This is a genomic window from Halomonas terrestris, assembly GCF_049166755.1.
Lineage (GTDB): Bacteria > Pseudomonadota > Gammaproteobacteria > Pseudomonadales > Halomonadaceae > Halomonas.
This window is the reverse complement of sequence record NZ_JBMHFZ010000004.1, coordinates 142524-167252: the sequence shown is the minus strand read 5'-3', so window position 1 is coordinate 167252 and position 24729 is coordinate 142524. Positions and strand designations below refer to the sequence as shown.

Genomic DNA, 24729 nt, shown 5'->3' with positions numbered 1-24729 from the left:
CTGTTCTGTGACGGGTGGTCCGGGTTGCCGGAAAGGGGCTAAGCGTGCTACCTATCATGTCATCATACAACCCTACCGTAGGCCATGACGGTAAATCTCTCCATGGGGCTCGCCCAGGGGGAGGGAAACCCGGGCTCCAGGATCGCGCCATGAATGACAACGACCGCAAGGGGATCACACCCGACCAGCTCCGCTCGCGCTGGTGGTTCGACAACCCCGACCATCCGGGCACCACGGCGCTGTGCATCGAGCGCTACCTCAACTACGGCATCACCCTGGAGGAACTGACCAGCGGCCGGCCGATCATCGGCATCAGCCAGTCCGGCTCCGACCTGACGCCGTGCAACCGCCACCACATCGAGCTGGTCAAGCGGGTCAAGGATGGCATCCGCGCCGCCGGTGGCGTGCCCTTCGAGTTCCCCATGCACCCGATCCACGAGAACGTGCGCCGGCCCACGGCGGCCCTGGATCGCAACCTGGCCTACCTGGGGCTGGTGGAGATCCTGCACGGCTATCCGCTCGATGGCGTGGTGCTCACCACCGGCTGTGACAAGACCACCCCGGCGGCGCTGATGGCGGCGGCCACCGTCAACATCCCGGCCATCGTGCTCTCGGGCGGTCCGATGCTCAACGGCTGGCGAGGCAACGAGCGGGTCGGCTCGGGCACCATCATCTGGGAGCTGCGCAAGCGCCTGGCGGCCGGCGACATCGACTACGCCGACTTCCTCTCCCGGGCCAGCGACTCGGCGCCCTCGGTGGGCCACTGCAACACCATGGGCACCGCCTCCACCATGAACTCCATGGCCGAGGTGCTGGGCATGAGCCTGCCCGGGTCGGCGATGATCCCGGGGCCCTACAAGGAGCGGGCCATGGTCGCTTACCGGACCGGCGAGCGTATCGTCGGGATGGTGTGGGAGGACCTGCGTCCCTCCGACATCCTCACCCGCGAGGCCTTCGAGAACGCCGTCGTCACCTGCTCGGCGCTGGGTGGCTCCTCCAACGCGCCGATCCACGTCAACGCCATCGCCCGCCACGCCGGGGTCGAGCTGGACAACGACGACTGGCAGCGGCTGGGTCACGAGGTCCCGCTGCTGGCCAACGTGATGCCGGCCGGGGCCTACCTGGGCGAGGAGTTCCACCGCGCCGGCGGCGTGCCGGCGGTGATGCACGAGCTGCTCGGGGCCGGCCGGCTTCACGGCGATGCCCTGACCGTCAACGGTAGCTCCCTGGCCGAGAACCTGGACGGGGCCGAGACCCTCGACGAGGAGGTGATCCGGCGCTACCACAACCCGCTGGTCGAGCATGCCGGCTTCCTCAACCTCAAGGGCAACCTCTTCGACTCGGCGCTGATGAAGACCAGCGTGATCTCCGCCGACTTCCGTCGCCGCTTCCTCAGCGACCCCGACGACCCCGAGGCCTTCGAGGGCAGGGCGGTGGTGTTCGACGGCTCGGAGGACTACCACGCGCGCATCGACGACCCGGCGCTGGGGATCGACGAGACCACCATCCTGGTGATGCGCGGGGCCGGGCCGGTGGGCCACCCCGGCAGTGCCGAGGTGGTCAACATGCAGCCGCCCGAGGCACTGATTCGTGCCGGGGTGGAGTCCCTGCCGTGCCTGGGAGACGGGCGCCAGTCGGGGACCTCCGGCTCGCCGTCGATCCTCAACGCCTCGCCCGAGGCCGCCACCGGTGGTGGCCTGGCGCTGCTGGAGAGCGGCGACCGGCTGCGGGTCGACCTGAGGCGTGGCGAGGTGCGGCTGCTGATCGACGACGACGAGCTCGAGGCGCGGCGCGAGCGACTGGCGCGGCAGGGCGGCTACCGCTACCCGGACCACCAGACGCCCTGGCAGGAGATCCAGCGGTCGATGGTCGAGCCGCTCGACCGGGGCATGACGCTGGGGCCGGCCACCAGATACCGGGACGTGGCGCGGGTCAGCCCGCCGCGGGACAACCACTGACCAGACCCCGATGCGACACGACAACGGCGAGCGCCCTGGCGGGGCTCGCCGTTGTCGTGTCCGGGAACATGTGGCGGCTCAGGGGTGTCGCAAGGCGTCGCCGAGGACCTGCATGAAGCGTGAGCCCGCCTCGAGCTGCTCGATCTCGATGTACTCGTCGGGCTGGTGGGCCTGGCCGATGCTCCCGGGGCCGCAGATCACCGTGGGCAGCCCCTGGCGCTGGAACTGGCCGGCCTCGGTGGCATAGGCCACCGCACCGGTGGGGCGCTCGCCGAGCAGTTCGCGGCACAGCGCCAGGACCTCGGCGTTGTTGTCGTCGGCCAGTGCCGGCACCGTCTCGTTGAGCGCCTCGGTGACGATGGAGGCCTCCGGCGCGCGGCGCTGCATCTCGGCCTCGAGCTCGGCCGCCCGGGCCTCGACCCGGCCCAGCAGGTCGGAGAAGCGGTCCGAGGGGAGGTGGCGGATCTCCCACTCGAAGGTGCACTCGCGGGCCATGATGTTGATCGCCGTGCCGCCGGCGATCCGGCCCACGTGCAGGCTCGAGTGCACCACGTTGAAGGCCTCGTCCACCCGACCCTCCGCCTTGAGGTCGGCCATCACCTCCTCGATATGGGTGACCAGCCGGGCCGCCACGTGGATCGCCGAGACCCCCTGGTCGACCTGGCTGGAGTGGCTGGCGCGGCCTGTCACGGTGGTGCGCAGGTTGGTGGCCCCCTTGTGGGCCACCACCGGGTGCATCAGGGTCGGTTCGCCGACGATCACCGCCGCCGGACGGGGATGGTCGGCCATGAGGCGCTCGATCATGCGCGGAGCGCCGATGCAGCCGACCTCCTCGTCGTAGGAGAAGGCCAGGTAGATCGGACGCTGAAGCGACAGGCGTGTCCAGTTCGGCAGCTCCGCCAGGGCGCAGGCGATGAAGCCCTTCATGTCGCAGGTGCCGCGGCCGTAGAGGCGACCGTCGCCCTTGTCGGCCAGGGTGAAGGGGTCCGTGGACCAGGGCTGGCCGTCCACCGGCACCACGTCGGTATGGCCGGAGAGCACCACGCCGCCCGCCACCGCCGGGCCGATGCGGGCGAGCAGGTTGGCCTTGCTGCCGTCGTCGTTCTCGATGCGCCAGTGCTCGACGCCGTGGTCGTCGAGAAGCGCCTCCACGAAGTGGATCAGCTCCAGGTTGGAGTCACGGGAGACGGTGGGGAAGCCCACCAGTCGCTCGAGCAACTGCTTGGCGGTCATCATGCGAGTGTCCTGGGTGAATCGGTCCGTTGCCAGCCTAACACGAGCGACCCTGGGGCTGGCCATGGCCGCCGGTACGGGTTGGGAAAGCGTGGAGCGGGCCGGGTGGCGTGCCCATGGGCCAGTTGGCGTATCCTGTAGGGGACAACGGCCAGGGAGTACGGCATGAGTTCTCGCAGCGACACCGGCGTCGCCCAGGGCACCTTCCCCGAGCGGCAGGGGCGCCAGGGACAGAAGCTGAGTGACCGGGTCTACGGTGACATCATCGACCGCATCATCAAGGGCGAGTATGGAGAGGGGCAACGCTTGCCCTCCGAGGAGAAGCTGGCCCAGATGCACGGGGTCTCGCGCCCCATCGTGCGCGAGGCCCTGGCCAGGTTGCGTGAGGATGGCCTGATCCGCTCGCATCGTGGTGCCGGCAGTTTCGTGCGCCTGCGCCCCGACCGCGCGATGCTCGACTTCGCGCCCCTGGAGAGCCTGGCCGACATCCAGCGCTGTTTCGAATTCCGCATCGCCGTGGAGGCCGAGTCGGCTCGCCTGGCCGCACTCAACGCCACGGCCGAGGACCGTGCGGCCATCTCGGCGGCCTTCGCCCTGCTCGAGCAGCGGATCCGCGAGAACGCGCTGGGGGTCGATGCCGACTACGGCTTCCACCTGGCCATCGCCCACGCCACCCACAACCGCTTCTTCGCCGATACCCTGGTCTCCCTCGAGGCGCCCATCACCTACGGGCAGCGCCTGGCTCGGGGGCTGGGCCAGCGTCATCCCGGCTTCCACCTCCCCGAGGTCCAGCAGGAACATCGGCGCATCCACGACAGCATCCTGGCCGGCGATGCCGAACGCGCCTCGCACTTCATGCGTGAGCACCTGGGCAACTCGCGGCGCCGGGTATTCCAGGGCTGAGGGCGCTCCTTCCTGCTCGAGAATTTGACAACTTTTACAACTAGGCTAGCTTCAGAACAGACGCTGGTCCCGGCACCGCTGCCGGGACCAGGGTCCGTCGGAGGCCATCCGTGCGTGCACCATCCGCGTGTGAGGACGATGACCCCGGCGTGGATCGCGTAACGACCCATTCCTTACAAGAACCATATCGGGAGCATGCCATGAAATTCCTATCGACCTCTCTGGTTGGCGCCCTGTCCGCCGCCGCCCTGCTGGGGTTTGCCGCTGGTGCGCAGGCCGACTATCCCTCGGGTGCCATCGACTACGTCATCCCCTTCGACCCGGGTGGCGAGTCCGACGTGACGGCTCGCTTCCAGGAGCCGATCCTCGAGGAGATCCTCGGTGTCAACGTCAACGTGGTGCACCGCCCGGGCGGCGGCGGGGCCGTCGCCTGGAGCGAGTTCCAGAACAGCGCCGAACCCGATGGCCACGAGATCATCGGGGTCAACATCCCGCATATCATCGGCCAGCCGATCCAGCGCAGCGATGCCGGCTTCGAGACCGACAACTGGGAGATCATCACCTTCTTCCACTCCACCCCGAACGCCTTGATCGTGCCGGCGAACAGCCCGTTCGAGACCCTCGACGACCTGATCGAGTATGCCCGCGAGAATCCCCAGGCGGTGACCCTGGGCGGCAGCGGCACCTACAGCGCCAACCACCTGGACATGCTGCGTCTCGAGCAGGAGGCCGACATCGACCTCACCTACATCCCCTTCAGCGGTACCGGCCCGCTGCCGGCGGCCCTCGAGGGCAACCACGTGGCCGGCATCTTCAACTACACCATGCTCGGCGTGCAGATGGAGGATCGCGTACGTGTGCTGGCGGTCGCCTCGGAGGAGCGCGTCCCGGCGTTGCCCGACGCACCCACCTTCAAGGAGCAGGGGTATGACATCGTCGGCGGTGCCTACCGCGGCGTGGCGGCCCCGGCCGGTACCCCGCCGGAGATCGTCGAGACCCTGGCCGAGGCCTTTGCCGAGACCAATCGGCGGATCGCCGAGAGGCAGGAGCCCCTGGGCTTCGTCATGGAGTACATCACCGGTGACGCGATCGACGAAGTGATCGGCACGCTACGCGATGCCTACGCCCCCATCCTCGAGGCGGCCGAGTAAGGTCACGCTCCCTCCCCGAGGCCCTGCCGCCGGGGCCTCGGTTCCTTCCACTTCCAGGCGACCATCCGGCATGGTCCGCAGGAGGGTGATCCATGGAAATGATGCTGCAGGCGCTGGCATCGTTGATGACGTTCGAGAGCATCATTACGGTACTGGTCGGGGTATCGGCCGGGTTGCTGATCGGTTCCATGCCGGGGCTGACGGCGACCATGGCCCTGGCCGTGCTGCTGCCCTTCACCTTCTCGATGGAGGCCCTGCAGGGGCTGATCGCCCTGGGGGCGGTCTACATGGGCTCCATCTATGGCGGGGCCTTCACCGCCATCCTGATCAACACCCCGGGCACGCCCTCGTCGATTGCCACCACCTTCGACGGCTACCCCATGGCGCGCCAGGGACGTGCCTACGAGGCCCTGGCCGGGGCGACCATCGCCTCGGTGATCGGCGGCCTGGTGGGGGTCGCCTTCCTGCTGGTGCTGGCGCCGCCGCTGGCTCGCTGGGCGGTGGCCTTCGGCCCCGCGGAGATGTTCTGGGTGGCGATGCTCGGCCTGACCCTGGTGGCGAGCCTCTCCAGCGACTCGCTGCTCAAGGGGCTGCTGGGGGGCTGCATCGGCATGCTGCTGAGCACCATCGGGGTCTCCCCGGTGGGAGGAGAGACCCGCTTCACCTTCGGTTTTCCCCCGCTGCAGGGGGGCATCGAGCTGATCGTGGCACTGATCGGGCTGTTCGTGATCCCCGAACTGCTGAGCATGGCGGCCGAGGGGCGCAGCACGCTCTCGAAGGAGGGCGAGTTCGGCAAGCGCGAGGTGGGCATCATCGAGGTGGCCAAGCGCATCCTGAGAAAGCCGGGCAACTTGATCCGCTCCTGCCTGATCGGCCAGGTCATCGCCATCATTCCCGGCGCCGGCGGCAACGTGACCAGCCTGGTGGCCTACAACGAGGCCAGGCGCTTCTCGAAGGACCCCAAGAGCTTCGGCAAGGGCAACCTCGATGGCGTGGTGGCATCGGAATCCAGCAACAACGTCATGGTGGCGGGCAGCATGATCCCGCTGCTGACCCTCGGCATTCCCGGTGCACCACCGGATGCCATCATCCTCGGCGTGCTGATGCTCCATGGCCTGCGCCCGGGGATCGACCTCTTCACCCAGACCGGCGTGCTGACCAACGGCTTCATCCTGTCGATGGGCCTGGCGGCGCTGATGCTGCTGCCTGTCGGCCTGCTCGGTGGTCGCCTGATCCACCGGGTGGTAATCAGGACACCCTACTACTTCATGGTGCCCTGCATCGCCATGGTGACCATCCTCGGCACCTTCGCCCTGCGCAACAGCCTGCTCGACGTGGGGATCATGCTGATCCTGGGCTGCGCCGGCTACTTCCTGCGCCTGATCGGCATCCATGCCGCCCCCATCGTGCTGGGGCTGATCCTCGGCGGTATCGCCGAGCAGGGCTATGTGCAGACGATGCTGGCGGCGGTGGTCGACCCCATCCCCTGGCTGCGCCTGGTGCGCAACCCGCTGTCGATGGTGCTGGCCGGCCTGGTGGTGCTCGGGACCCTGACGGCCCTGGTGCCGCTGTGGCTGCAGCGCAGCGGGCGGCTCGATACCCGGCCGGCCGGCGAGGAGAACGGCTCATGATCGTGCGACTCAACACCGATATCGTGGCGGGCCTGTTCGGCCTGCTGTTCGCCGCGGTGCTGTGGTTCCCGCGCTCGGACCTGGGGCGACTGAGCATCATCTTCCCGCGCGCCATCCTGATGCTCACCGTGGTGGTGGCCGTGGCGCTGATCGTCAAGGGCTTCATCAAGCCGCAGGGCCGCCAGGTCGAGATCGCCGGCAGCCCGAGGCGCCTGCTGGTGGTGATGGTCGGCTTCTTCGTCTGGTGGTTCGCCATGGGCCAGCTGGGCTTCGCCGTGACCACGACAGTGGCCATCTTCCTGCTCACCTGGTACCTGGCCCGGGTCCAGGGGCCGGTGTCGCCTCGCCGCCTGCTGCAGTGGGTGCCGATCATCCTGGTGCTGGTGGGCGCCTTCTACCTGACCTTCACCCGTGTGCTGGGGGTGCGCCTGCCCTCGGGACTGTTCTTTTGACCCCCGGCCCCATGGCGCTAGCCCCCGGGAGCCTGGAGATGCCATCAGGAGCGCATCATGAGAATCACCGATATCCGCGAGGCCAGGGTGTCCATCGCCTCGGACATCGCCAACGCCTACATCTCGTTCGCGAAGATGGATGTCTCGGTGCTGGCCATCTACACCGATGCTCGCGTCGAGGGGCGCCAGGTGGTCGGCTACGGGTTCAACTCCAACGGCCGCTATGCCCAGAGCGGCCTGCTGCGCGAGCGCTTCCTGCCGCGGCTCAGGGAGGCCGATCCCGCCTCCCTGCTCGACGCCAGCGGCACCAACCTGGACCCCTTCAAGGTCTGGTCGGTGCTGATGGCCAACGAGAAGCCGGGCGGGCACGGCGAGCGCAGCGTGGCGGTGGGCATCATCGACATGGCGATCTGGGATATCGTCGCCAAGGTCGAGAACCTGTCGCTGGCCGAACTGCTGGCCCGACGTTTCGATGACGGTCGGCCCGACCCCCGGGTGCCGGTCTACGCCGCGGGCGGCTACTACCACCCGGGGAAGGAGATCCGCGGCCTCAAGGAGGAGATGCGCGACTACCTCGACCAGGGCTACACCTGCACCAAGATGAAGATCGGCGGGGTGCCCCTGGCCGAGGACCTGGCGCGGGTGGAGGCGGCCATCGAGGTGGTGGGCGAGGCCGGCCGGCTGGCCGTGGACGCCAACGGCCGTTTCGACCTCAGGACCACCCTGGACTTCGCCGAGGGGCTGGCCCCCTACGGGGTGCGCTGGTACGAGGAGGCCGGCGATCCGCTCGACTACGCCCTGCAGCAGCAGCTCGGCGAGCACTACGCCGCACCCACGGCCACCGGCGAGAACCTGTTCTCCCACCAGGACGTGCGCAACCTGTTGCGCTACGGGGGGATGCGCCCCGACCGCGACATCCTGCAGATGGACCCCGTGCTCAGCTACGGCCTGGTGGAGTACCTGCGCATGCTCGAGGTGCTGCGCGCCCATGGCTGGTCGTCACGCCAGTGCATACCCCATGGCGGCCACCAGTTCGCGCTGAACATCGCCGCCGGCCTCAAGCTCGGCGGCAACGAGTCCTATCCCCGGGTGTTCGCGCCCTTCGGGGGCTTCGCCGACTCCACCCCGGTGGAGGAGGGAACGGTCGCGCTGCCCGACATGCCGGGGATCGGCTTCGAGGACAAGCGCGAACTGATGCGGGTGTTCAAGGAGCACCTGTCGCCCTGACGGCGCGCGTCACGCCCCGTGGTGGTGCAGGCGGCGGCCGAGCCGTGCCAGAACGGAGGTTTCGCCGCGCAGCCAGGGGCCCAGCAGGCGCATCGAGAGCGGGATGAACAGGAACACCATCACCGGCGTCAGCGCCAGGGTGCCGACCAGCACCCTGGGGACCAGTGGCAGCCCGGCCAGCAGGCCGCCGAACAGCCACTGAAACATCAGCGACACGGGGAAGAAGGCCAGCCAGATGGCGATGGCCTGCTTCCAGCGCGGCGGCGTCCGGCCGGTGGCATCCTGGAACCAGCCGTCCAGGCCGGTGGCGCGATGCTCCTGGGGCGCCTCGAAGAGCCCCTCGCCGCGGGCTAGCCAGGCCCGGCGCGAGGCGGAGTGCTCCCAGGCGGCCAGGGTCTTCTCGTCGCGGAAGCGGAAGATGATCTGGTACTCGTCGTCGCCGGGTGGCGGCGCCAGCACGCCGGAGCCCAGGTAGCCGGCGAAGTCGCTGGCCAGCTCGCGGCCCTCCTCCAGCCAGGCGGTGAAGTCGCGGTAACGGCCGCGGGCCACGCGGCGCGCCACCATCAGCGTCACGGGATCAGGGGACATCGTGTATCTCCTCGTTCATGGCGCCGGGGTAGGGCGCCGAGTTCACGTCGGGCCGGGTAGGCCTTCGTGAATCGATAGGCAAGAAGTATACCAGATATACCCGTTAGAATAGAGACACTACCTGCTGAAACATGCATTGGTAGTGTTTCCGCCTGTGTGATTCGCCGCCGGTATGTCCATGGCATCGACATGAGGGCCGCTGTGGTGAGGCGTGAAGCTAAAATAGCGGCAGGCCTTATTATAATTTCAGCCGTAACTTGAAATAAGGCGCCTCAAGTGGGGGGAGTGACTGGGTTTCCACCTGCATGAGCGCCACTCGCAGCGCGATTGGCGCCTGCCGATGCCGCGGCGTAGCATTGTCCCCACGATTCTCATCGCAAGGACCCGCGACCCCCCCATGTTCGAGCAGACCTTCAAGAACATCGACGATGTACTGTGGAAAGAGGCCGGCTGCGCCACCGAGCAGACCTCCTGGCTGCTGTTCCTCAAGTACCTGGGCGACCCTGGAGCAGAGCCGTGCCATCAACGCCACCCTGGCCGGCAAGCCCTTCGACTTCATCATCGACACTCCCTACCAGTGGTCCACCTGGGCGGCACCCCGCGATCGCGACCGCGCCCTGACCGGCGACGACCTGCTGGACTTCGTCAATCGCGAGCTCTTCCCCTGGCCGAGGCCGAGCGCGCCGAAGACAACCTGCCGCTCCACATTGCGGGACAGGCAGTGATCGTGGGAACCGGGTCACTGCATTTGCCAGGCTAACTTGGCTGGAAATCGGCTCTTATGGATTCCAAGGGAGGCACCATGCTCAACCGTTCCGCCCTGCTGCTGCGCTACAAGGCGCCCGCCGTGCAGTGGATCAACGATGCCGACCCCGCGCCGGGTGGCACGCCGATCGCCGAGGAGGAGGTCAACCGCGATCGCACCGTCTACCTGGTCAGCGATGAGGTAGCGGAGTCTCCCGAGGAGGTGAGGCGGTGGGTCAAGGCCAACTGGCGCAACCTGTTCGAGTCGGAGCTGGAAGAGTGGTATACCGACCCTGCACTGTGGCCGAAACGCACCCTGAAGCGCTTCGATGAGTGGTTCGAGGTGGAGTGCCACAGCATGCTGATCGATACGCTGGGGACGCCTATCGAGGATGATGAGGCGTCAGACTGATCGGGAGCCACCATGAAGCCCTTCTCCGTCCTGATGATCCGGCTGCTGGGTCTCTATCTCTTCCTGGAGACCCTGTTCTCGGTGCTGCCGGCGCTGCTCGGACCGACGGCCGGCGAGCTGTGGAGCGGCGAGGTGTTGCCGATCCTGATCGCCACGGTGGCGGTGCCGATGCTGGGCGGCGTATTGCTGTGGTGCTCCGCCGGCCGCCTGGCGGACAGGCTGCATGGCGATGGCGAGGCCGAGGTTCGCGTCAAGGATGACGACCTGGTGCGGGCCGGTACCTTCCTGATCGGCGTCTATCTGGTGGTGCGCCACGTCGGCGTGCTGGTGGGGGTGTACTCGGCCTCCGGTGCCGTGGCCTATGACGCCCTGGTCGTCGTGGTGGCGGGTATCGGCATGATGCTGGGCGGCAGGTGCCTGGTGGCGCTCTATCGCCGGGCCAGGACGTTTGGTCTGGACGGCGAGGGGCGTTCCTAGTGTTGCAGGGATGCCGGCTGCGCCTCGACCCGGTTTCTGCCGAGCTCCTTGGCCCGGTAGAGGTCATCGTCCACCCGTTGAGCCAGTGACCGGGAGCTCTCCCGGCCGGCAAGTTCCACCACGCCGAAGCTGGCGGTGATGGTGCCGAGTCTTTCGAAGCGGTGACTGGCGATTCCTTGGCGCAATTTCTCTGCGACCTTCCTGGCCGCGTCCAGGCCGGTCTGTGGCAATAGCACCATGAATTCCTCCCCGCCCCATCGCCCGTGCATGTCGCTGTCGCGCAGGCTGTCATTGACCAGGCTGGCAACGGTCTTCAACACATCGTCACCGGCATTGTGTCCGAAGCGGTCATTGATGCTCTTGAAATGATCGAGGTCGTACATGATCAGCGAGAGCGGCGACGCATACCGGACGGCACGCCTCATCTCGCTTTCCAGCAGGCGGCCGAGCTCCTGGCGGTTGGTGATGCCGGTGAGACCGTCGGTAATGGCCATGGCTTTCACTCGCTCTTCCGCTCGCCTGCGCTGCGTGATATCCAGGAGGATGCCGGTCCAGAGCATGCCGCCGTCGGCTTCCTTCTGTGGGGTCGAACGGCACTCGATCCAGCGAATCGACCCATCGCCGTGGCGGATGCGAAACTCCACGTGAACATTGGCCATGGTGGCGGCGCTGTGCTGGGTCTGGGCCTCGACGCGCTCGACATCCTCGGCAAGGATCCGTGACATCGCTGGATCCTCCCCCGGCCCCGAAATCGCCTCGAGCGGCAGGCCTCCCAGCTCGACGATCCCCTCGCTGAAGAAGGGAAAGCTGTGCTCACCATCCCGTGCGATGCGGTATTGATAGAGTGCTCCCGGCACCTGAGAGGCGATGCCCCGCAGTAGCTCCTCGTTCTGCCGAAGCTTCTCTTCGGTGGCCTTGCGTGCCGTGATATCTCTCACGATACAGAAGATCAGCTTGTCACCGTCGTAGGTGGCACCGTTGTTGCCGAGCTCGACATCGATGATGGTGCCATCCTTGCGGCGCTGCTGCGTTTCAAAGTGTGCCCCGGCGCTGTCGACGTCCCGGAGCATGTTCTGCAGCTCACTACTGCTGAAACGGGCATCCAGATCCCACACGTGCAGGGAGCCCATCTCCTCGGGCGTGTAGCCCAGCATATCGGCATAGCTCCGGTTGGCCCGGTAGATGCTGCCATCGGTTCTGAGTATCACCATGCCGTCCCAGGTCGCTTCGAACAGGGCCGTCCAGAGTGCTATCTCACCGTCCTTGCGTAATTCCATAAGCGACAACGTGGCCTCGTGGGGGAGATGGTGACCTCACTATAGTATCTCCCGTGTCGCCTCCATCACCCGTCCGTCCACGGTGCGCTGGATCTTCTCCTCGATCTCGGTGAGCAGCGCCTCCACCTTGGGCCCCTCGTTGGCCACCGCCACGAAGGTCCACTCGCTCGCCTCCAGGCGGTCCAGCTCGCCGCTCTCGCACACCGCCACTGCCGGGTTGCGCCCGTAGCGTTCGTGAAGGCCGCCCATGCGCTGGCGCTTCTCCTTGAGGGAACGGCAGCCGGGCAGCGAGATGCGCAGGGTGAGAATGCCGATATGCATGATGGCTCCTGTGACGGGATGGTGTGGGTCTGGCCCCGGTCAGCTATACCACGAGGGCGCTTGCATCCGGGAGAGGGCGCCCTGGCGCGGGAGATTCATCCCATCAGCTCGCGGCACCCGCGAGCCCCTGGGAGCGATGGCCGCTCCCTTTTCCTGACCTGGATCATTTTCATGCTCCGCCTGGGTGTCTACCCTTCATCTGGCACAACATATGGTGTTCTTGTTCGTAAAAAGCACCATATATAGACAATCGACCAGTGAGGGAACACCCATGCAACGCCAGCCGACCGGCGCCGTCAACGTCGCCTCGACGGTCAACGAGTACCTGCAGCGCGCCGACTGGCGTGTCAACGCCAACGCCAACCAGGGCTACTCCCTGGGGGGGCTGATCCTCAACGCCTCGGGCAAGCTCATCGCCAACTACTGGTTGGACGAGGTCTATCCCGCCGCGGTGGGCGAGGCCCACCGGGAGGGCGACCTGCACATCCACGACCTGGACATGCTCGGCGGCTACTGCGCCGGCTGGTCGCTGCGCACCCTGCTGATCGAGGGCTTCAACGGCGTGCCGGGCCGGGCGGAGAGCGCACCCCCCCGGCACCTCAGCAGCGCCCTGGGGCAGATGGTCAACTTCCTCGGCACCCTGCAGAACGAGTGGGCCGGCGCCCAGGCGTTCAGCTCCTTCGATACCTACCTGGCGCCCTTCGTGAGACTCGACCGGCTCGACTACCCGGCGGTGAAGCAGGCGGTCCAGGAGTTCATCTACAACCTCAACGTGCCGTCGCGCTGGGGTAGCCAGACGCCGTTCACCAACCTCACCTTCGACTGGACCTGCCCGGCCGACCTGCGCGACCAGGTGCCGATCGTCGGCGGCCAGGAGCAGCCCTTCACCTACGGCGACCTGCAGGCCGAGATGGAGCTGCTCAACCGCGCCTACCTGGAGGTGATGGAGGAGGGCGACTGCCAGGGTCGGGCGTTCACCTTCCCGATCCCCACCTACAACATCACGCCCGACTTCGACTGGGAGAGCGACAACGCCGAGCGGCTCTTCGCACTGACCGCCAAGTACGGGCTGCCGTACTTCCAGAACTTCCTCAACTCGGACCTCGAGCCGCACATGGTGCGCTCCATGTGCTGCCGGCTGCAGCTCGACCTCACCGAGCTGCTCAAGCGCGGCAACGGCCTGTTCGGCAGCGCCGAGCAGACCGGCTCGCTGGGCGTGGTGACCATCAACTGTGCGCGCCTGGGCCTTCGCTTCGCCGGCGACAGGGCAGGGCTCTACGCGGAGCTGGACCGCCTGCTCGCGCTGGGCCGCGACAGCCTGGAGATCAAGCGTGGCTGCATCCAGCAGTGGATGGACGACGGCCTCTACCCCTACAGCCAGCGCTACCTGGGCACGCTGCGCAACCATTTCTCCACCCTGGGGGTGAACGGCCTCAACGAGATGGTGCGCAACTTCAGCGACGACCGCTTCGACATCGCCGACCCCGAGGGGCAGCAACTGGCCATCGAGCTGCTGGAACACGTGCGCGAGCGGATGCGCGAGTTCCAGGAGGCCACCGGCCACCTCTACAACCTGGAGGCGACCCCGGCGGAGGGCACCACCTATCGCTTTGCCAGGGAGGACCGGAAGCGCTTCCCCGGCATCCTGCAGGCCGGCAGCGCGGACGCGCCCTACTACACCAACTCCAGCCAGCTGCCGGTGGGATTCACCGACGACCCCTTCGAGGCGCTGCTGCACCAGGACCCGCTGCAGACCCGCTACACCGGCGGCACCGTGCTGCACCTCTACATGCGCGAGCGGCTCTCCTCGGCCGACGCCTGCATGAAACTGGTGCGCACGGCGCTGTCGCGCTTCCGCCTGCCCTATCTCACCATCACGCCGACCTTCTCGATCTGCCCGGTGCACGGCTACCTGGCCGGCGAACACGAGTTCTGCCCGAAGTGCGACGAGGCCCTTCTGGCGAAGCGCGCCCGGGCCGAGATCACGGCCTGAGGCATTTCCCTGCAACACAACCACCGTGAAAAGGAGCATCACATGAGCCATGCCACCGAGACCCTGCCCACCGAGCAGCGCCAGCGCTGCGAGGTCTGGACCCGGGTGATGGGCTACCACCGCCCGGTCAGCCAGTTCAACCACGGCAAGCAGTCCGAGCACCGCGAGCGCCGCCACTTCAGCGAGCACGCCGGCAACGCCTGAACCCACCGCCTTGCCGGGCACCCCGGGGTCATGCCCGGGGCGTCCGGACGGAACGCGCCCATGTCCCGCGACGATTCTCGCCGACCGCGGCTGCCCGTGGCCGGCCTCACCCCCATGACCACCCTGGACTACCCCGACCACCTGGCCTGCGTGGTCTTCCTGCAGGGCTGCCCGCTGCGCTGCGGCTACTGCCACAACCCGCAGATGCTCGCGCCCCGCCGCGGCGAGGTCCGCGAGTGGGCCGGCATCGAGCGCTTTCTCCAACGGCGCCGCGGGCTGCTGGAAGGCGTGGTGTTCAGCGGCGGCGAGCCTACCCTGCACGTCGACCTGCCTGCCGCCGCCGCCCGGGTCCGCGCCCTGGGCTTCAAGGTGGGACTGCACACCGCCGGGGTCTACCCGCGGCGCCTGTCGGAGATGCTGCCGTACCTGGACTGGGTGGGGCTGGATGTGAAGGGGCCCGGTGCGCGCTTCGATGCCATCGTCGGCCGCCCCGGCATGGCCGACGCGCATGCGAAGAGCCTGGCGCTGCTGCTGGACAGCGGCATCCCCTTCGAGTGCCGCACCACGGTGCACTGGCGCGACTTCGACCTGGCAGACCTGAACCGCCTCGCCCTCGATCTCGCCGAGCAGGGCGTTGCCCGCTACGCCATACAGGTGGCGCGCACGGGGCAGTGCCTGGGGGAGGCCCATGCCCGACCGGTGACGACTGCCCCGACCACCGCGGAGCTGCATGATCTCGTGAAGTCCCTGCAACCGCTCTTCCGGCGCCTCGAGTTGCGCGAGTGAGTTCGGGGTGGCTCCCGAGCGCGTGCCATGGCCTTGGGGCCGCTTTGGTAGCAGGCTATTCAGTATCGGGGTGTTCCGGCCATGACGTCTTCGTCAGGCGGCCGGCGAGACACGCAGGGAGACGACCGGCTGAACGGGCAGTCAAACCCCCCGGGACTGGCAAACGTTCGCGGCGTTTGCGATGAGGTCGCTACCCGACAATTCATCAATTGGTGTATCGCCTGCTACGATTCGCATGGCTTAGGCCCCTGGGTGCTCATCAATAAGGAGGATGATGCGCTCATGGGATTCTGCGGCGTTGGGCCCGAAGCTGCCGTCTGTCGGTCTGCCCTCAATATTTCATGACCCAGGCCGATAGCCACGTTATGCCGCCCGTGTCGACCGACCGGGCCGGCGCTTCTCGGGTGCAAGACGCGTGACATGACCGCTTGTTCCTGGGGCAGTTGACAATACAGGGCCACGGCCCTCCTCATGCCACATGATGAGATATACAATAATGAAAATCACTCTCTTTCGCAGGATTCCGGTTCGCTCCCAGGTCCTGCTGCTTCTGGCCCTTCCGATGCTCGCCCTGTTGGGGCTCGCCAGCACAGAGGTGGCCAATCGCTGGAAACTCGCCAACGACATGGCCTCTCTTGATGAGCTGGTCGTCCTCTCCACTCGCTCCGGCGAGGTCATCCATCATTTGCAACGCGAACGCGGGGCTTCCGCCGTCTTTCTCGGCAGCGGTGGAGCACAGGGGCACGACACCCTGGTCGAGCAGAGAAGGCTCACCGATGCGGCCCGGCAGGAGCTTGGCTCGCTGCTCGCCTCCTTTGAGGCCGAGCGATTCGGTGCCGACTTCGAGGCCGAACTCGCGGGAGCTCTTGCCTCGATCGGCCGACTCGATGAAATGCGTAACGCCGTCGATCGAGAGGGCATCTCGGGACCGGAAAGCAACGCCTATTTCACTGCCACCATCGGTGGGATCCTCGATACCCTCTCGGCCATTGCAGACATCAGTCCCGATGCCGGCATCGCCGGCAAGGTCAATGCCTACGTGAGCTATATGCACGGCAAGGAGCGTGCCGGTCAGGAGCGTGCCACGGGCGCGGCCTCGATTGCAGCGGGACGTTTCACTCTCGCGCAGCATCAGCACTATTCGCGCATCGTAGCCGAGCAGGGCGTCTACCTTGGGCTCTTCGCCAGACAGGCGGGGGCGGATCTCGTCGACTTGGCAGAGCGCACCGTGCGGAGCCCGGAGGTGGACGAGGTAATGCGCATTCGCCGGCTCATTCTGGACGGTGGCCTCTCCGGTGAACTGGGCGGGACCGACGCCGCCTACTGGTTTCAAGTCGCGACCACGCGCATCGACCTGATGAAGGAGGTCGAGGACCGGCTCGCCGACGACCTCCTCGCCAGCGCCACCGCGCTGAAGCGTCAGGCGCAGGTGGCCTTTCTGCTCATTGCGCTCCTCAGTGGTACCGTGCTGGTAGTGGCAGCCTTGCTGGCGACCCTGATCGTTCGCGGCCTGTTGCGTCAGCTCGGTGGCGAACCGGCCTATACCCAGGAGATCGTTCGCAAGATCGCGGAGGGCGATCTCGACATTGCCGTGGCTACCCGCAAAGGGGACTCCGAGAGCTTGCTCGCTGCCATCAAGGAGATGGTCGCGAGGCTGAAAGAGATCGTCGGCAATGTCTCGGTCGCGGCGAGTAACGTCGCCACCGGAACCGGTCAGATCGCTATCGGCAATGCCGACCTTTCCTCGCGTACCGAAGAGCAGGCGGCCTCGTTGGAGCAGACCGCCTCCAGCATGGAGGAGCTGACCACCACCGTGAAGCAGAATGCCGACAATGCCCGCCAGGCCAGCAGTCTGGCACAGGATGCCTCGGCCACCGCCGAGCAGGGGGGCGAGGTCATGGAGCGAGTCATCAAGACCATGCACGGCATCTCCGACAGCTCGCGGCAAGTGGCTGATATCACGGGCCTGATCGACTCGATTGCCTTCCAGACCAATATCCTGGCGCTCAATGCCTCCGTCGAGGCCGCCCGGGCTGGCGAGCAAGGGCGCGGCTTTGCCGTGGTGGCCGGCGAGGTGCGTAGCCTGGCCAGCCGCAGTGCCGAGGCGGCCCGGGAGATCAAGGCATTGATCGAGGGATCAGCGGCCCAGGTACAAGATGGGACGCTCTTGGTGGAGCAGGCCGGCACCACCATGCACGAGGTGGTGACCGCCGTGAAGCGTGTCACTGATATCGTGAACGAGATCGCCGCCGCTTCCCGGGAGCAGAGCGAAGGCATCGGTCAAGTCAACCAGGCGGTGACTCAGATGGATCAGGTGACCCAGCAGAACGCCGCTCTGGTACAGGAGGCATCTGCAGCCGCGGCATCGCTGGAAGAGCAGGCTCAACACCTGGAGCGGGCAATGGCCTTCTTCAAGCTGGACGGGCACCAGGGAGCCGGGCAATCGACGGCACCGTCATCCTCTGCTCCCCACGCGTTGGCCACCTTGCCCGGTACGCCGGCATCGAGCATCAAGAGCGCTCCCGCGTCACATTCACGGCAGGTCGCCGAGGCCGAGTGGGAGTCGTTCTGAGCAACTACCCCCGGTCGCGTAGCCACCTCCCGGCCTTATAGCCGAATGTGAGAGCGGCGGCTTCATGGCCCTGTCGGCGCAACGCTCGAGAATTTCGCATCGCGGGGCTATACCACAAGACACGCCACCCGGAGGAAGCCCCATGAGCAACCTGATCAAGGACGCCTCGGCGTCGTCGTCGCTGGACTGCCCGGTGGTGGAGGGCAGACGCCAGGTGCAGCATGTGGCCGCACGGGTCGCGGATGTGGGGGGCATTCCGATCCATCGGGTGCTGCCGTCTCGACAGCGGCGCCTGGTGGGGGCCTGGTGCTTCCTCGATCATGCCGGGCCGGTGGTGTTCAGGGGCGACAGCCGCGGCATGCGCGTGGGTCCGCATCCCCATACCGGCCTGCAGACCTTCACCTGGATGATCGCCGGCGAGGTGCTGCATCGCGACAGCCTGGGCAGCGAGCAGGTGATCCGTCCGGGCCAGGTCAACCTGATGACCGCCGGTCGCGGCATCAGCCATACCGAGGAGTCGCTCCTGGAGGACCCGCAGCTGCATGCCGCCCAGCTGTGGATCGCCCTGCCGTACGCCCATCGCCACACGGTGCCGCGCTTCGATCACTATCCCGACCTGCCGGTATGGCGCGAGGAGGGCGTCACCCTGACGCTGCTCGTGGGGGAGTTCGCCGGCCACGAGGCGCCCACGCTGAGCTTCTCGCCGCTGGTGGGGCTGGATCTTGACGCCGAGAGCGACGCCACGCTGAGGCTGCCGCTCAGGCCCGAGTTCGAGTACGCCCTGCTGCCGCTGGAGGGGCAGCCGACGCTGGAGGGCGAGGCGCTGGTTACCGACGAGCTGGCCTACCTCGGCCGTGGGCGTGACGCCCTTGAACTGGCCCTTCCGGCGGGTGCCAGGGTGCTGCTGCTGGGCGGCGAGCCGCTGGGCGAGGAGGTGCTGATCTGGTGGAACTTCGTCGGCCACAGCAAGGCCGAGATCGCCGAGGCGCAGCGCGAGTGGGAGGCCGGCGGGGAACGCTTCGGCCGCGTGGCCGGCTTCTCCGATGACGAGCGGCTGATGCCGCCGCCGCTGCCCTGGCGGGTATAGTGGCTACAGTCTCACCAGGCCAGGGAGGGAACCGGCGTTGCTCTATTACGTGGCAAAGGTGGCCATCACCGCCGTGCTGGTGGTGCTGATCGCGGAGATCTCCAAGCGCAGCTCCTTCATCGGGGCCGTGCTGGCGTCGGTGCCCCTGACCTCCGTGCTGGCCATGCTCTGGCTCTACATCGACACCGGCGATGGCGGCAGGGTGAGCGCGCTTGCCAGCAGCGTCTTCTGGCTGGTGCTGCCCTCCCTGGCGCTGTTCATCGCGCTGCCCCTGCTGCTGGCGAAGGGGGTCAACTTCTATCTCGGCCTCGCCGTCTCCATCGCCATCACCGCGCTCTGCTACTGGCTGATGGTGACGGTGCTGCATTTCTACGGCGTCGAGCTGTGAGCAGCGGCATGGCTGGTAGGTGGTATGCTAATTGGTTACCTATCGGTACATCGAACCAGACGAGTGACTGGAGAGGGAAATGAGCAACCGGTCAGACACCATGCACCTGCTGCAGCGTCACCTCCCTGATATGGTGCGCGAGTTTGGCGTTCACGACCTGGCCCTGTTTGGTTCCATGGCGCGCGATGAGGCTGAAGAGACCAGTGATGTCGATATCCTGGTGGTCGTCGATGGTCCGGCGACGGCAGATCGCTATTTCGGGCTCCAGTTCTACCTGGAGGACCTTCTGGGACGCTCCGTGGATCTGGTGACCCACAAGGCGCTTCGCCCCGAGCTCCGCCCCTATATCGAGCGTGAGGCCATGCATGTCTGAGCGTTGACCCCGTCGCGAATGGCGTTTCTACATCGATGACATGATCGGTTTTGCCGAGAAGGTGCAGGCCTATACCGAAGGGCTGACTCAGGAAGATTTCATCGAGCATGACCTGACTTACGATGCACACCCTGTGAAACCTCGAGCTGATCGGGGAAGCCGCGACCCGAATCCCCGAAAAGATCCGGGAAGAGAATCCCGATATTCCCTGGGGCATGATCATCGCCACCCGTAATCGTCTCATTCATGCCTATCTCGGCATCGATGACGACACTGTCTGGAGCATCATCCAGTCCCACATTCCCGAGCTTCTCGAGAGGCTCGAGTCCCTCAACCGCTGACGATGCGCGCGCGGCTGGTGCCGTTGCCCAGGGGTTCCACCTGGATCTGCACCGGGATGCGCTCGTGCATCTCCTGGACGTGGGAGATCACGCCGACCCGGCGCCCCAGCGCCTGGAGGCCGTCCAGGGCCTCCATGGCCAGCGCCAGGGACTGGGGGTCCAGGCTGCCGAAGCCCTCGTCGATGAACAGTGACTCGATGACGAGTTGCCCCGATGCCATGGAGGCGAGCCCCAGGGCGAGGGCCAGCGAGACCAGGAAGGTCTCGCCGCCGGAGAGCGAGTGCACCGAGCGGCGCTCGTCGCCCATGTCGTGGTCCACCACCAGCAGGCCCAGCGGGCTGCCGCCGCGTACCAGCCGGTAGCGGCGGCTGAGGCCGGCCAGGTGGGCGTTGGCGTGTTCCAGCAGCTGCTCCAGGTTGTAGGCCTGGGCGATACGCCGGAAGACCTTGCCGTCGGCGGAGCCGATCAGCTCGCTGATCTGGCCCCAGCGGCGATATTCGGTCCGGGCGGCTTCCAGTTCGGCCTGGCCTTCCTTCTGGCGTTCGCGCCGCCGCTCGTCGTCGCTCAGGGCGAAGGCGGCGGCGTCGCGTGCCTGCTGGGCCTGCCCGAGTCGGGGCCCCAGCGCCGCATGGGCCTCGGCCAGTGCGTCCTGGCGGTGGCGAATCTCGGCCTCCACCTCCTCGCCCAGCAGGGCCGCGTCGTCCTCGGCCAGGCCCTGGCCGTGGCGATGCTGGAGCAGGGCGCGGCGCCGTTCGGCGAGGGTGGCGGCGGCGTGCTGGCGGGCCTCCTCTGTCGCCTTCAGCCGTGCTTCCTCGCGGCTGGCGTCGTCCTCCGACTGTTCGAGCAGGCGAGCCAGGGTGGCATCGTCCAGCTCGGGGTGGGCCCGGCGCCAGTCGGCGAGTTCCCGGGCGAGGCGGTCGCGTTCCTGGCGCAGTGCCTCGAGCCGCTCGGCCTGGTGGTCGACCCGCTGGGCCAGGCGCTGCTGCGCGTGCCGGGCTTCGTGCAGGCGCTCGAGGGTGTCGTCGTGGGCCCGTCGGGCCTTCTCGGTCTGCCGCTCCAGCTGTTGCTGCCAGGCATCCGGCGAAGCGTGGTCGCCCAGCAGGGCACGCAGCGTACCGGCGGTTGCATCGCGCTGCTTCTGCAGGGCGGGGAGCCCTTCCACCAGCTCGGCCAGGCGCCGGTCGGCGTTGGCCTTGTCGGTCTCGAGGCGAGTGAGCGCGAGCTCGCCCTCCCGCAGGGAGGCCTCCAGGGGCGCCAGTTCGTCTTCGGCCCGGCTCAGCGCATCCAGGGTCTGGCGCTGCTGCCGGCGCTGGGCCTCGCTCCGTTCGTGCTCGGTCTGCAGCCAGCCGTCGCGTTCGTCCGCATCGATGGCGGTGAGCTCTTCGTGCAGGGGGTGCGCCGCCAGCGTCTGGCGGGTCGCGTCCTGACGTTGCTCGGCCGCTTCCCGGTCGTGTTCGTGCTGCTTGAGCGCGGCCTCCACGGCGCGGTAGTCCCCTACCAGCTCGTCGCGCCGACGCCGGGCCGCGTCACGGGCCGTCCGGGCCTCGTCGAGCTGGTGCGCTTCCTCCCGTTCCTGGGCGGCGAGCTGGGCGGCCTCGGGTGTGGCCGGCGGCCGGTGGCGCCAGGGGTGGTCGAGGCCACCGCATACCGGGCAGGGTTCGCCCTCCTGCAGGTTCTCGCGCAGCCGCGCCACGCTCTCGCTGCGCACGGCACGGCTGCGCTCGATCAGTGCGAAGACGCTGTCGAAGTGAGCCTGGGCCCGGTTCAGCTGCTCCCTGGCGGCTTGCCCCTCGGTCAGCAGCGTCTCGCGCCGCGAGCGGTCTTCGGCGACCTGGCCGGCGAGCCGCTGCCGGGCCTGCTCCGCGCGCCTGAACTCCTGCCAGCGGCTGGCCAGCTCGCCCAGCGCCAGCTGGCGCCGGGCGGCGTCATCGTGGGCCTGCTGGGCGGCCCGGCGGGCGGCGTCGAGATGGGGGTGAGCGCCTACCAGCTTCTCGAGGGCCGCCTGCCAGTCGTCGCGCTTCTTTCGACGGGCGCGCTGGGCGTCGACGGCCTGGCGATGTTCCTCGGCGAGGGCGTCGGCCTGCTTCTGCTGCCGGTTCCTGCTCGCTTCCAGGTCGGCGAGCTGCTTCTCCAGGGTGGCGAGGCGCTGGGCCTGCTCGCGGGCCTCGCGCAGCTCGGGTTCGGCCCGCCGGCGTGCCTCGCCGGCCTCGTTCCGCGCCTGCTCGGCCCCTTTCCTGGCGGTGTCGGCCGCCTGCTGGTCGGCGCCGGCGGCCGCCAGTGCCTTCACCGTCTCGGCATGGCTCGCCTCCAGCCCGGAAAGCTCGCCGGGGAGCTCGGCCTGGCGGGTGAGGGCGTGGCGGCGCGGGGCGATCAGCCGGCGCCACTCGCGGTCGGCGCGCAGCCGAGCGAGCGCTTGCCACTCATGCTCGGCGGCCTGCTGGTCGGCCAGGCCCTGGCGATAGGCCTCGCGCAGGCGGGTATCGTCCTCGTGCCAGCGCCGGTCTGCCTGGAGCGATTCCTCCTGCTTCTGCAGGTCAGTGAGCGCTTGCTGGGTAGCGGCGGCGTGCTGCTCCAGTTCGGCGCGGGCCTCGGGCTCGGCGGGCAGCGCATCGTCGAGCCGGGCCTCCAGGGCGTCCACGGCCTTCTTCGTCTCGTTGGCACGGCGGTAGGCGGCCATGGAGATCGCCGAGTATTCGGCGGTACCGGTGAGGCGCTCCAGCAGGTCGCTGCGCTCGTTGTCGTCGGCCTGCAGGAAGGCCGCGAACTCGCTCTGGGCGAGCAGCACGGCACGGGTGAACTGGTCGAAGGTGAGCCCCAGGCACTCCGGGAGCAGGCGGTCGAACTCGCGCTTCTGGGTGGTGAGCAGGCGGTCGTCGTCGAGGTCGCGCAGTGACTGCTCCGCCGCCTGCAGCCGCCCGGTGGCCTTGTGGCGGGCACGGCGCACCGCCCAGCGGGCCCGGTAGCGGCGCCCGTCACGGCCCAGGAAGTCGACCTCGGCATGGCCGGCGGCGGTGCCGCGGCGCAGCAGGGTGCGGGGGTCGCTGGTGGTCAGGGTGGAGTCCGGGGTGTCGTCGATCTGGCTGTCGCGGGCCGGCGCCTGGCGCAGCCGCGGCGTGCCGCCATAGAGCGCCAGGCACAGGGCGTCGAGCAGGGTGCTCTTGCCGGCGCCGGTGGGGCCGGTGATGGCGAACAGCCCGGCGTCGCGCAGCGGGGCCGCGGTGAAGTCGAGCTCGAGGGGGCCGGGCAGGGAGGCCAGGTTCTCCAGGCGCAGGGCGAGGATCTTCATGGGCGGGCCTCCGCGGCGTCGGCTTCCTCGTCGTCCAGCACCTCCTGGCGCAGGCGGTCGAAGTCGGCGAGCACGTCGTCGTCAGGCGGCTCGCCCCAGCGCGACTCCCAGGTACGCTCGAAGAGTCGTCGGGGGCCCAGCGCCTGCAGGTCGACCCGCGCCGGGGCGTCCTCGCCCTCGACCCGGGGCAGGCGGCGCTCGAGTCTCAGCAGGCGCAGCGCCTTGTCGTCGAGTGCCGCCTCCACCCGGCTGCGCAGGTCGGGGATCGGCGCCTCGAGCTCGACGCGCACCTCCAGCCAGGGCCACTGCTCGCGGGGCAGGGCGGGGTCATCCTCCAGGGCCTCGAGCTCGGCCAGCACCCGCTCCAGCGGGCCGGGGCCGATCCGGTGCATGGCCACCGGGCGCGGCACGGGGATGGCCGTTGCGTCCGCCAGCGCCTCGCCGTCGAGGGTGACCTCCACCACCTGGTGGGGGTAGTCCACCTCGCTGAAGTCCAGCGGCAGGGGGCTGCCGCTGTAGCGGATGCGCGCCTCGCCGACCCGCTGGGCGCGATGCAGGTGGCCCAGCGCCACGTAGGCGATCTCCGGCGGGAAGAGGGTAGCGGAGATCGACTCCTCGCCGCCGATCACGATGGGGCGCTCGCTGGATTCGGAGACCGCCGCGCCGTGCAGGTGGGCGTGGCTCATGGCCACCAGCGCCTGGCCGGGTTCACGACGGCGACGGGCCGCGTCGATGAGTTGCTGGTGGACGCGGCTGATGCCGGCCACGTAATCGTTGCGGGGCGTGTCGCGTAAGGAGGCGTCGTCGGCTTCGTCACGGGCCAGGCCGGCGCCGGTGACCTCGGCGGGGCGCAGGAAGGGCAGTGCCAGGCACCAGGCGCGGGTCTCGCCCGCGGCATCGGTCAGCGGTACCAGCAGGCGTTCGGCGTCCAGGGTGCCGTCGTCCAGCCAGCTGACCCTGCCCAGGGCATGGGTACGCAGGCGGCGCATCAGCGGCGCTGGCAGCTCGATGCGATTGCCGCTGTCGTGGTTGCCGGCGATCAGCACGATATCGAGCCTGGGGAGGCGCTCGTGGGCACTCACGATGAACTCGAACAGCAGCTCCTGGGCGCGCAGCGAGGGGTTGACCACGTCGAAGATGTCGCCGGCCACCAGCAGGGCGTCGGCCCGGCGTTCGGCCAGGGTGTCGATCAGCCAGGTCAGGAAGGCGCGATGCTCGGCATGGCGCTCCTGGCCATGGAAGCTCTGGCCCAGGTGCCAGTCGGCGGTATGGATCAGCTTCACCCTCGTCTCTCCGTGTCACGTCTCGGTGCAAACCCCGTAGTC

23 protein-coding genes are annotated in these 24729 nt (G+C 68.0%); 17 read left to right on the top strand and 6 right to left on the bottom strand.

Annotation, left to right across the window (positions count from 1 at the left end; translation table 11 throughout):
• The first annotated feature begins 149 nt into the window (after positions 1 to 149).
• Positions 150 to 1958 (top strand): IlvD/Edd family dehydratase, encoded by a 1809-nt coding sequence (locus ACOMD9_RS06290; RefSeq protein WP_421412869.1) that lies wholly within the window; start codon positions 150 to 152, stop codon positions 1956 to 1958.
• Between the two features lie 78 nt (positions 1959 to 2036).
• Here the strand turns inward: ACOMD9_RS06290 and argE are convergent, their stop codons facing one another.
• Positions 2037 to 3191 (bottom strand): acetylornithine deacetylase, encoded by a 1155-nt coding sequence (gene argE, locus ACOMD9_RS06285; RefSeq protein WP_421412977.1) that lies wholly within the window; start codon positions 3189 to 3191, stop codon positions 2037 to 2039.
• Between the two features lie 165 nt (positions 3192 to 3356).
• Between argE and ACOMD9_RS06280 the strand changes: the two genes are divergently transcribed.
• The 5 genes from ACOMD9_RS06280 to ACOMD9_RS06260 all read left to right on the top strand — a co-directional run bounded on the left by ACOMD9_RS06280 (position 3357) and on the right by ACOMD9_RS06260 (position 8555).
• Positions 3357 to 4094, top strand: coding sequence for a FadR/GntR family transcriptional regulator (locus ACOMD9_RS06280; protein ID WP_421412867.1), 738 nt, complete (start codon positions 3357 to 3359; stop codon positions 4092 to 4094).
• A 200-nt stretch (positions 4095 to 4294) separates the two neighbouring features.
• Positions 4295 to 5245 carry a Bug family tripartite tricarboxylate transporter substrate binding protein gene (locus tag ACOMD9_RS06275; protein WP_421412866.1) on the top strand — a complete coding sequence of 317 codons (951 nt, stop codon included), beginning with the start codon at positions 4295 to 4297 and terminating at the stop codon, positions 5243 to 5245.
• A 92-nt stretch (positions 5246 to 5337) separates the two neighbouring features.
• Positions 5338 to 6876 (top strand): tripartite tricarboxylate transporter permease, encoded by a 1539-nt coding sequence (locus ACOMD9_RS06270; RefSeq protein WP_421412864.1) that lies wholly within the window; start codon positions 5338 to 5340, stop codon positions 6874 to 6876.
• Positions 6873 to 7328 carry a tripartite tricarboxylate transporter TctB family protein gene (locus tag ACOMD9_RS06265; protein ID WP_421412863.1) on the top strand — a complete coding sequence of 152 codons (456 nt, stop codon included), beginning with the start codon at positions 6873 to 6875 and terminating at the stop codon, positions 7326 to 7328. The genes ACOMD9_RS06270 and ACOMD9_RS06265 overlap by 4 nt, the downstream gene beginning before the upstream one ends.
• Before the next feature lie 57 nt (positions 7329 to 7385).
• Complete coding sequence (locus ACOMD9_RS06260) at positions 7386 to 8555, top strand: mandelate racemase/muconate lactonizing enzyme family protein (RefSeq protein WP_421412862.1); 1170 nt, start codon at positions 7386 to 7388, stop codon at positions 8553 to 8555.
• Between the two features lie 9 nt (positions 8556 to 8564).
• Here the strand turns inward: ACOMD9_RS06260 and ACOMD9_RS06255 are convergent, their stop codons facing one another.
• Positions 8565 to 9143 (bottom strand): antibiotic biosynthesis monooxygenase, encoded by a 579-nt coding sequence (locus ACOMD9_RS06255; RefSeq protein ID WP_421412861.1) that lies wholly within the window; start codon positions 9141 to 9143, stop codon positions 8565 to 8567.
• A 428-nt stretch (positions 9144 to 9571) separates the two neighbouring features.
• Between ACOMD9_RS06255 and ACOMD9_RS06250 the strand changes: the two genes are divergently transcribed.
• The 3 genes from ACOMD9_RS06250 (at position 9572) to ACOMD9_RS06240 (ending at position 10776) form a co-directional block, all read left to right on the top strand.
• Positions 9572 to 9868, top strand: coding sequence for a hypothetical protein (locus ACOMD9_RS06250; RefSeq protein WP_421412860.1), 297 nt, complete (start codon positions 9572 to 9574; stop codon positions 9866 to 9868).
• Positions 9869 to 9945: 77 nt separating this feature from the next.
• On the top strand, positions 9946 to 10299 hold the full coding sequence (locus ACOMD9_RS06245; protein WP_421412858.1) for a hypothetical protein: 354 nt from the start codon (positions 9946 to 9948) through the stop codon (positions 10297 to 10299).
• Positions 10300 to 10311: 12 nt separating this feature from the next.
• Positions 10312 to 10776 carry a hypothetical protein gene (locus tag ACOMD9_RS06240; protein ID WP_421412857.1) on the top strand — a complete coding sequence of 155 codons (465 nt, stop codon included), beginning with the start codon at positions 10312 to 10314 and terminating at the stop codon, positions 10774 to 10776.
• On the opposite strand, the gene ACOMD9_RS06235 is transcribed toward ACOMD9_RS06240, so the two are convergent.
• Complete coding sequence (locus ACOMD9_RS06235) at positions 10773 to 12053, bottom strand: sensor domain-containing diguanylate cyclase (RefSeq protein ID WP_421412975.1); 1281 nt, start codon at positions 12051 to 12053, stop codon at positions 10773 to 10775. The two genes, ACOMD9_RS06240 and ACOMD9_RS06235, sit on opposite strands and share 4 nt — an antisense overlap.
• 39 nt (positions 12054 to 12092) lie before the next feature.
• Positions 12093 to 12374 carry a DUF503 domain-containing protein gene (locus ACOMD9_RS06230; RefSeq protein WP_421412855.1) on the bottom strand — a complete coding sequence of 94 codons (282 nt, stop codon included), beginning with the start codon at positions 12372 to 12374 and terminating at the stop codon, positions 12093 to 12095.
• 211 nt (positions 12375 to 12585) lie between these two features.
• Here ACOMD9_RS06230 and ACOMD9_RS06225 point away from each other — a divergent pair, with 211 nt between their 5' ends.
• From ACOMD9_RS06225 to ACOMD9_RS06190, 8 genes are all read left to right on the top strand, one after another.
• Positions 12586 to 14367: a ribonucleoside triphosphate reductase gene (locus tag ACOMD9_RS06225; protein ID WP_421412854.1), complete on the top strand. Its 1782-nt coding sequence runs from the start codon at positions 12586 to 12588 to the stop codon at positions 14365 to 14367.
• A gap of 42 nt (positions 14368 to 14409) precedes the next feature.
• On the top strand, positions 14410 to 14571 hold the full coding sequence (gene nrdD, locus ACOMD9_RS06220) for an anaerobic ribonucleoside-triphosphate reductase (RefSeq protein WP_421412852.1): 162 nt from the start codon (positions 14410 to 14412) through the stop codon (positions 14569 to 14571).
• Between the two features lie 60 nt (positions 14572 to 14631).
• Positions 14632 to 15357, top strand: a complete 726-nt coding sequence (locus ACOMD9_RS06215) for an anaerobic ribonucleoside-triphosphate reductase activating protein (protein WP_421412851.1) — start codon at positions 14632 to 14634, stop codon at positions 15355 to 15357.
• Between the two features lie 496 nt (positions 15358 to 15853).
• Positions 15854 to 17929, top strand: coding sequence for a methyl-accepting chemotaxis protein (locus tag ACOMD9_RS06210; protein WP_421412850.1), 2076 nt, complete (start codon positions 15854 to 15856; stop codon positions 17927 to 17929).
• A 142-nt stretch (positions 17930 to 18071) separates the two neighbouring features.
• A complete protein-coding gene (locus ACOMD9_RS06205; RefSeq protein ID WP_421412849.1) occupies positions 18072 to 19016 on the top strand; it encodes a pirin family protein in 945 nt (314 codons plus the stop codon).
• 37 nt (positions 19017 to 19053) lie between these two features.
• Positions 19054 to 19404, top strand: a complete 351-nt coding sequence (locus ACOMD9_RS06200; RefSeq protein ID WP_421412848.1) for a DUF3147 family protein — start codon at positions 19054 to 19056, stop codon at positions 19402 to 19404.
• Positions 19405 to 19483: 79 nt separating this feature from the next.
• The gene (locus tag ACOMD9_RS06195; RefSeq protein ID WP_421412846.1) at positions 19484 to 19777 is read left to right on the top strand and encodes a nucleotidyltransferase family protein; all 294 of its coding nucleotides are present in this window, start codon (positions 19484 to 19486) and stop codon (positions 19775 to 19777) included.
• Positions 19778 to 19923: 146 nt separating this feature from the next.
• Positions 19924 to 20118: a HepT-like ribonuclease domain-containing protein gene (locus tag ACOMD9_RS06190; RefSeq protein WP_421412973.1), complete on the top strand. Its 195-nt coding sequence runs from the start codon at positions 19924 to 19926 to the stop codon at positions 20116 to 20118.
• Here ACOMD9_RS06190 and ACOMD9_RS06185 read toward each other — a convergent pair.
• Positions 20108 to 23404, bottom strand: a complete 3297-nt coding sequence (locus ACOMD9_RS06185) for an AAA family ATPase (RefSeq protein ID WP_421412845.1) — start codon at positions 23402 to 23404, stop codon at positions 20108 to 20110. The genes ACOMD9_RS06190 and ACOMD9_RS06185 overlap by 11 nt on opposite strands.
• The gene (locus ACOMD9_RS06180) at positions 23401 to 24687 is read right to left on the bottom strand and encodes an exonuclease SbcCD subunit D (protein ID WP_421412843.1); all 1287 of its coding nucleotides are present in this window, start codon (positions 24685 to 24687) and stop codon (positions 23401 to 23403) included. The genes ACOMD9_RS06185 and ACOMD9_RS06180 overlap by 4 nt, the downstream gene beginning before the upstream one ends.
• Positions 24688 to 24729 lie beyond the last annotated feature (42 nt).

What these genes read in the sequence shown, in the direction of transcription:
- ACOMD9_RS06185 (WP_421412845.1), bottom strand. Translation starts at nt 23,404, where the DNA reads ATGAAGATCCTCGCCCTGCGCCTGGAGAACCTGGCCTCCCTGCCCGGC.
- ACOMD9_RS06250 (WP_421412860.1), top strand. Translation starts at nt 9,572, where the DNA reads ATGTACTGTGGAAAGAGGCCGGCTGCGCCACCGAGCAGACCTCCTGGC.
- ACOMD9_RS06265 (WP_421412863.1), top strand. Translation starts at nt 6,873, where the DNA reads ATGATCGTGCGACTCAACACCGATATCGTGGCGGGCCTGTTCGGCCTG.
- ACOMD9_RS06240 (WP_421412857.1), top strand. Translation starts at nt 10,312, where the DNA reads ATGAAGCCCTTCTCCGTCCTGATGATCCGGCTGCTGGGTCTCTATCTC.
- ACOMD9_RS06225 (WP_421412854.1), top strand. Translation starts at nt 12,586, where the DNA reads ATGGTGTTCTTGTTCGTAAAAAGCACCATATATAGACAATCGACCAGT.
- ACOMD9_RS06275 (WP_421412866.1), top strand. Translation starts at nt 4,295, where the DNA reads ATGAAATTCCTATCGACCTCTCTGGTTGGCGCCCTGTCCGCCGCCGCC.
- ACOMD9_RS06215 (WP_421412851.1), top strand. Translation starts at nt 14,632, where the DNA reads ATGTCCCGCGACGATTCTCGCCGACCGCGGCTGCCCGTGGCCGGCCTC.
- ACOMD9_RS06195 (WP_421412846.1), top strand. Translation starts at nt 19,484, where the DNA reads ATGAGCAACCGGTCAGACACCATGCACCTGCTGCAGCGTCACCTCCCT.
- ACOMD9_RS06280 (WP_421412867.1), top strand. Translation starts at nt 3,357, where the DNA reads ATGAGTTCTCGCAGCGACACCGGCGTCGCCCAGGGCACCTTCCCCGAG.
- ACOMD9_RS06290 (WP_421412869.1), top strand. Translation starts at nt 150, where the DNA reads ATGAATGACAACGACCGCAAGGGGATCACACCCGACCAGCTCCGCTCG.
- ACOMD9_RS06255 (WP_421412861.1), bottom strand. Translation starts at nt 9,143, where the DNA reads ATGTCCCCTGATCCCGTGACGCTGATGGTGGCGCGCCGCGTGGCCCGC.
- ACOMD9_RS06260 (WP_421412862.1), top strand. Translation starts at nt 7,386, where the DNA reads ATGAGAATCACCGATATCCGCGAGGCCAGGGTGTCCATCGCCTCGGAC.
- ACOMD9_RS06235 (WP_421412975.1), bottom strand. Translation starts at nt 12,053, where the DNA reads ATGGAATTACGCAAGGACGGTGAGATAGCACTCTGGACGGCCCTGTTC.
- argE (WP_421412977.1), bottom strand. Translation starts at nt 3,191, where the DNA reads ATGACCGCCAAGCAGTTGCTCGAGCGACTGGTGGGCTTCCCCACCGTC.
- ACOMD9_RS06205 (WP_421412849.1), top strand. Translation starts at nt 18,072, where the DNA reads ATGAGCAACCTGATCAAGGACGCCTCGGCGTCGTCGTCGCTGGACTGC.
- ACOMD9_RS06230 (WP_421412855.1), bottom strand. Translation starts at nt 12,374, where the DNA reads ATGCATATCGGCATTCTCACCCTGCGCATCTCGCTGCCCGGCTGCCGT.
- ACOMD9_RS06270 (WP_421412864.1), top strand. Translation starts at nt 5,338, where the DNA reads ATGGAAATGATGCTGCAGGCGCTGGCATCGTTGATGACGTTCGAGAGC.
- nrdD (WP_421412852.1), top strand. Translation starts at nt 14,410, where the DNA reads ATGAGCCATGCCACCGAGACCCTGCCCACCGAGCAGCGCCAGCGCTGC.
- ACOMD9_RS06245 (WP_421412858.1), top strand. Translation starts at nt 9,946, where the DNA reads ATGCTCAACCGTTCCGCCCTGCTGCTGCGCTACAAGGCGCCCGCCGTG.
- ACOMD9_RS06210 (WP_421412850.1), top strand. Translation starts at nt 15,854, where the DNA reads ATGAAAATCACTCTCTTTCGCAGGATTCCGGTTCGCTCCCAGGTCCTG.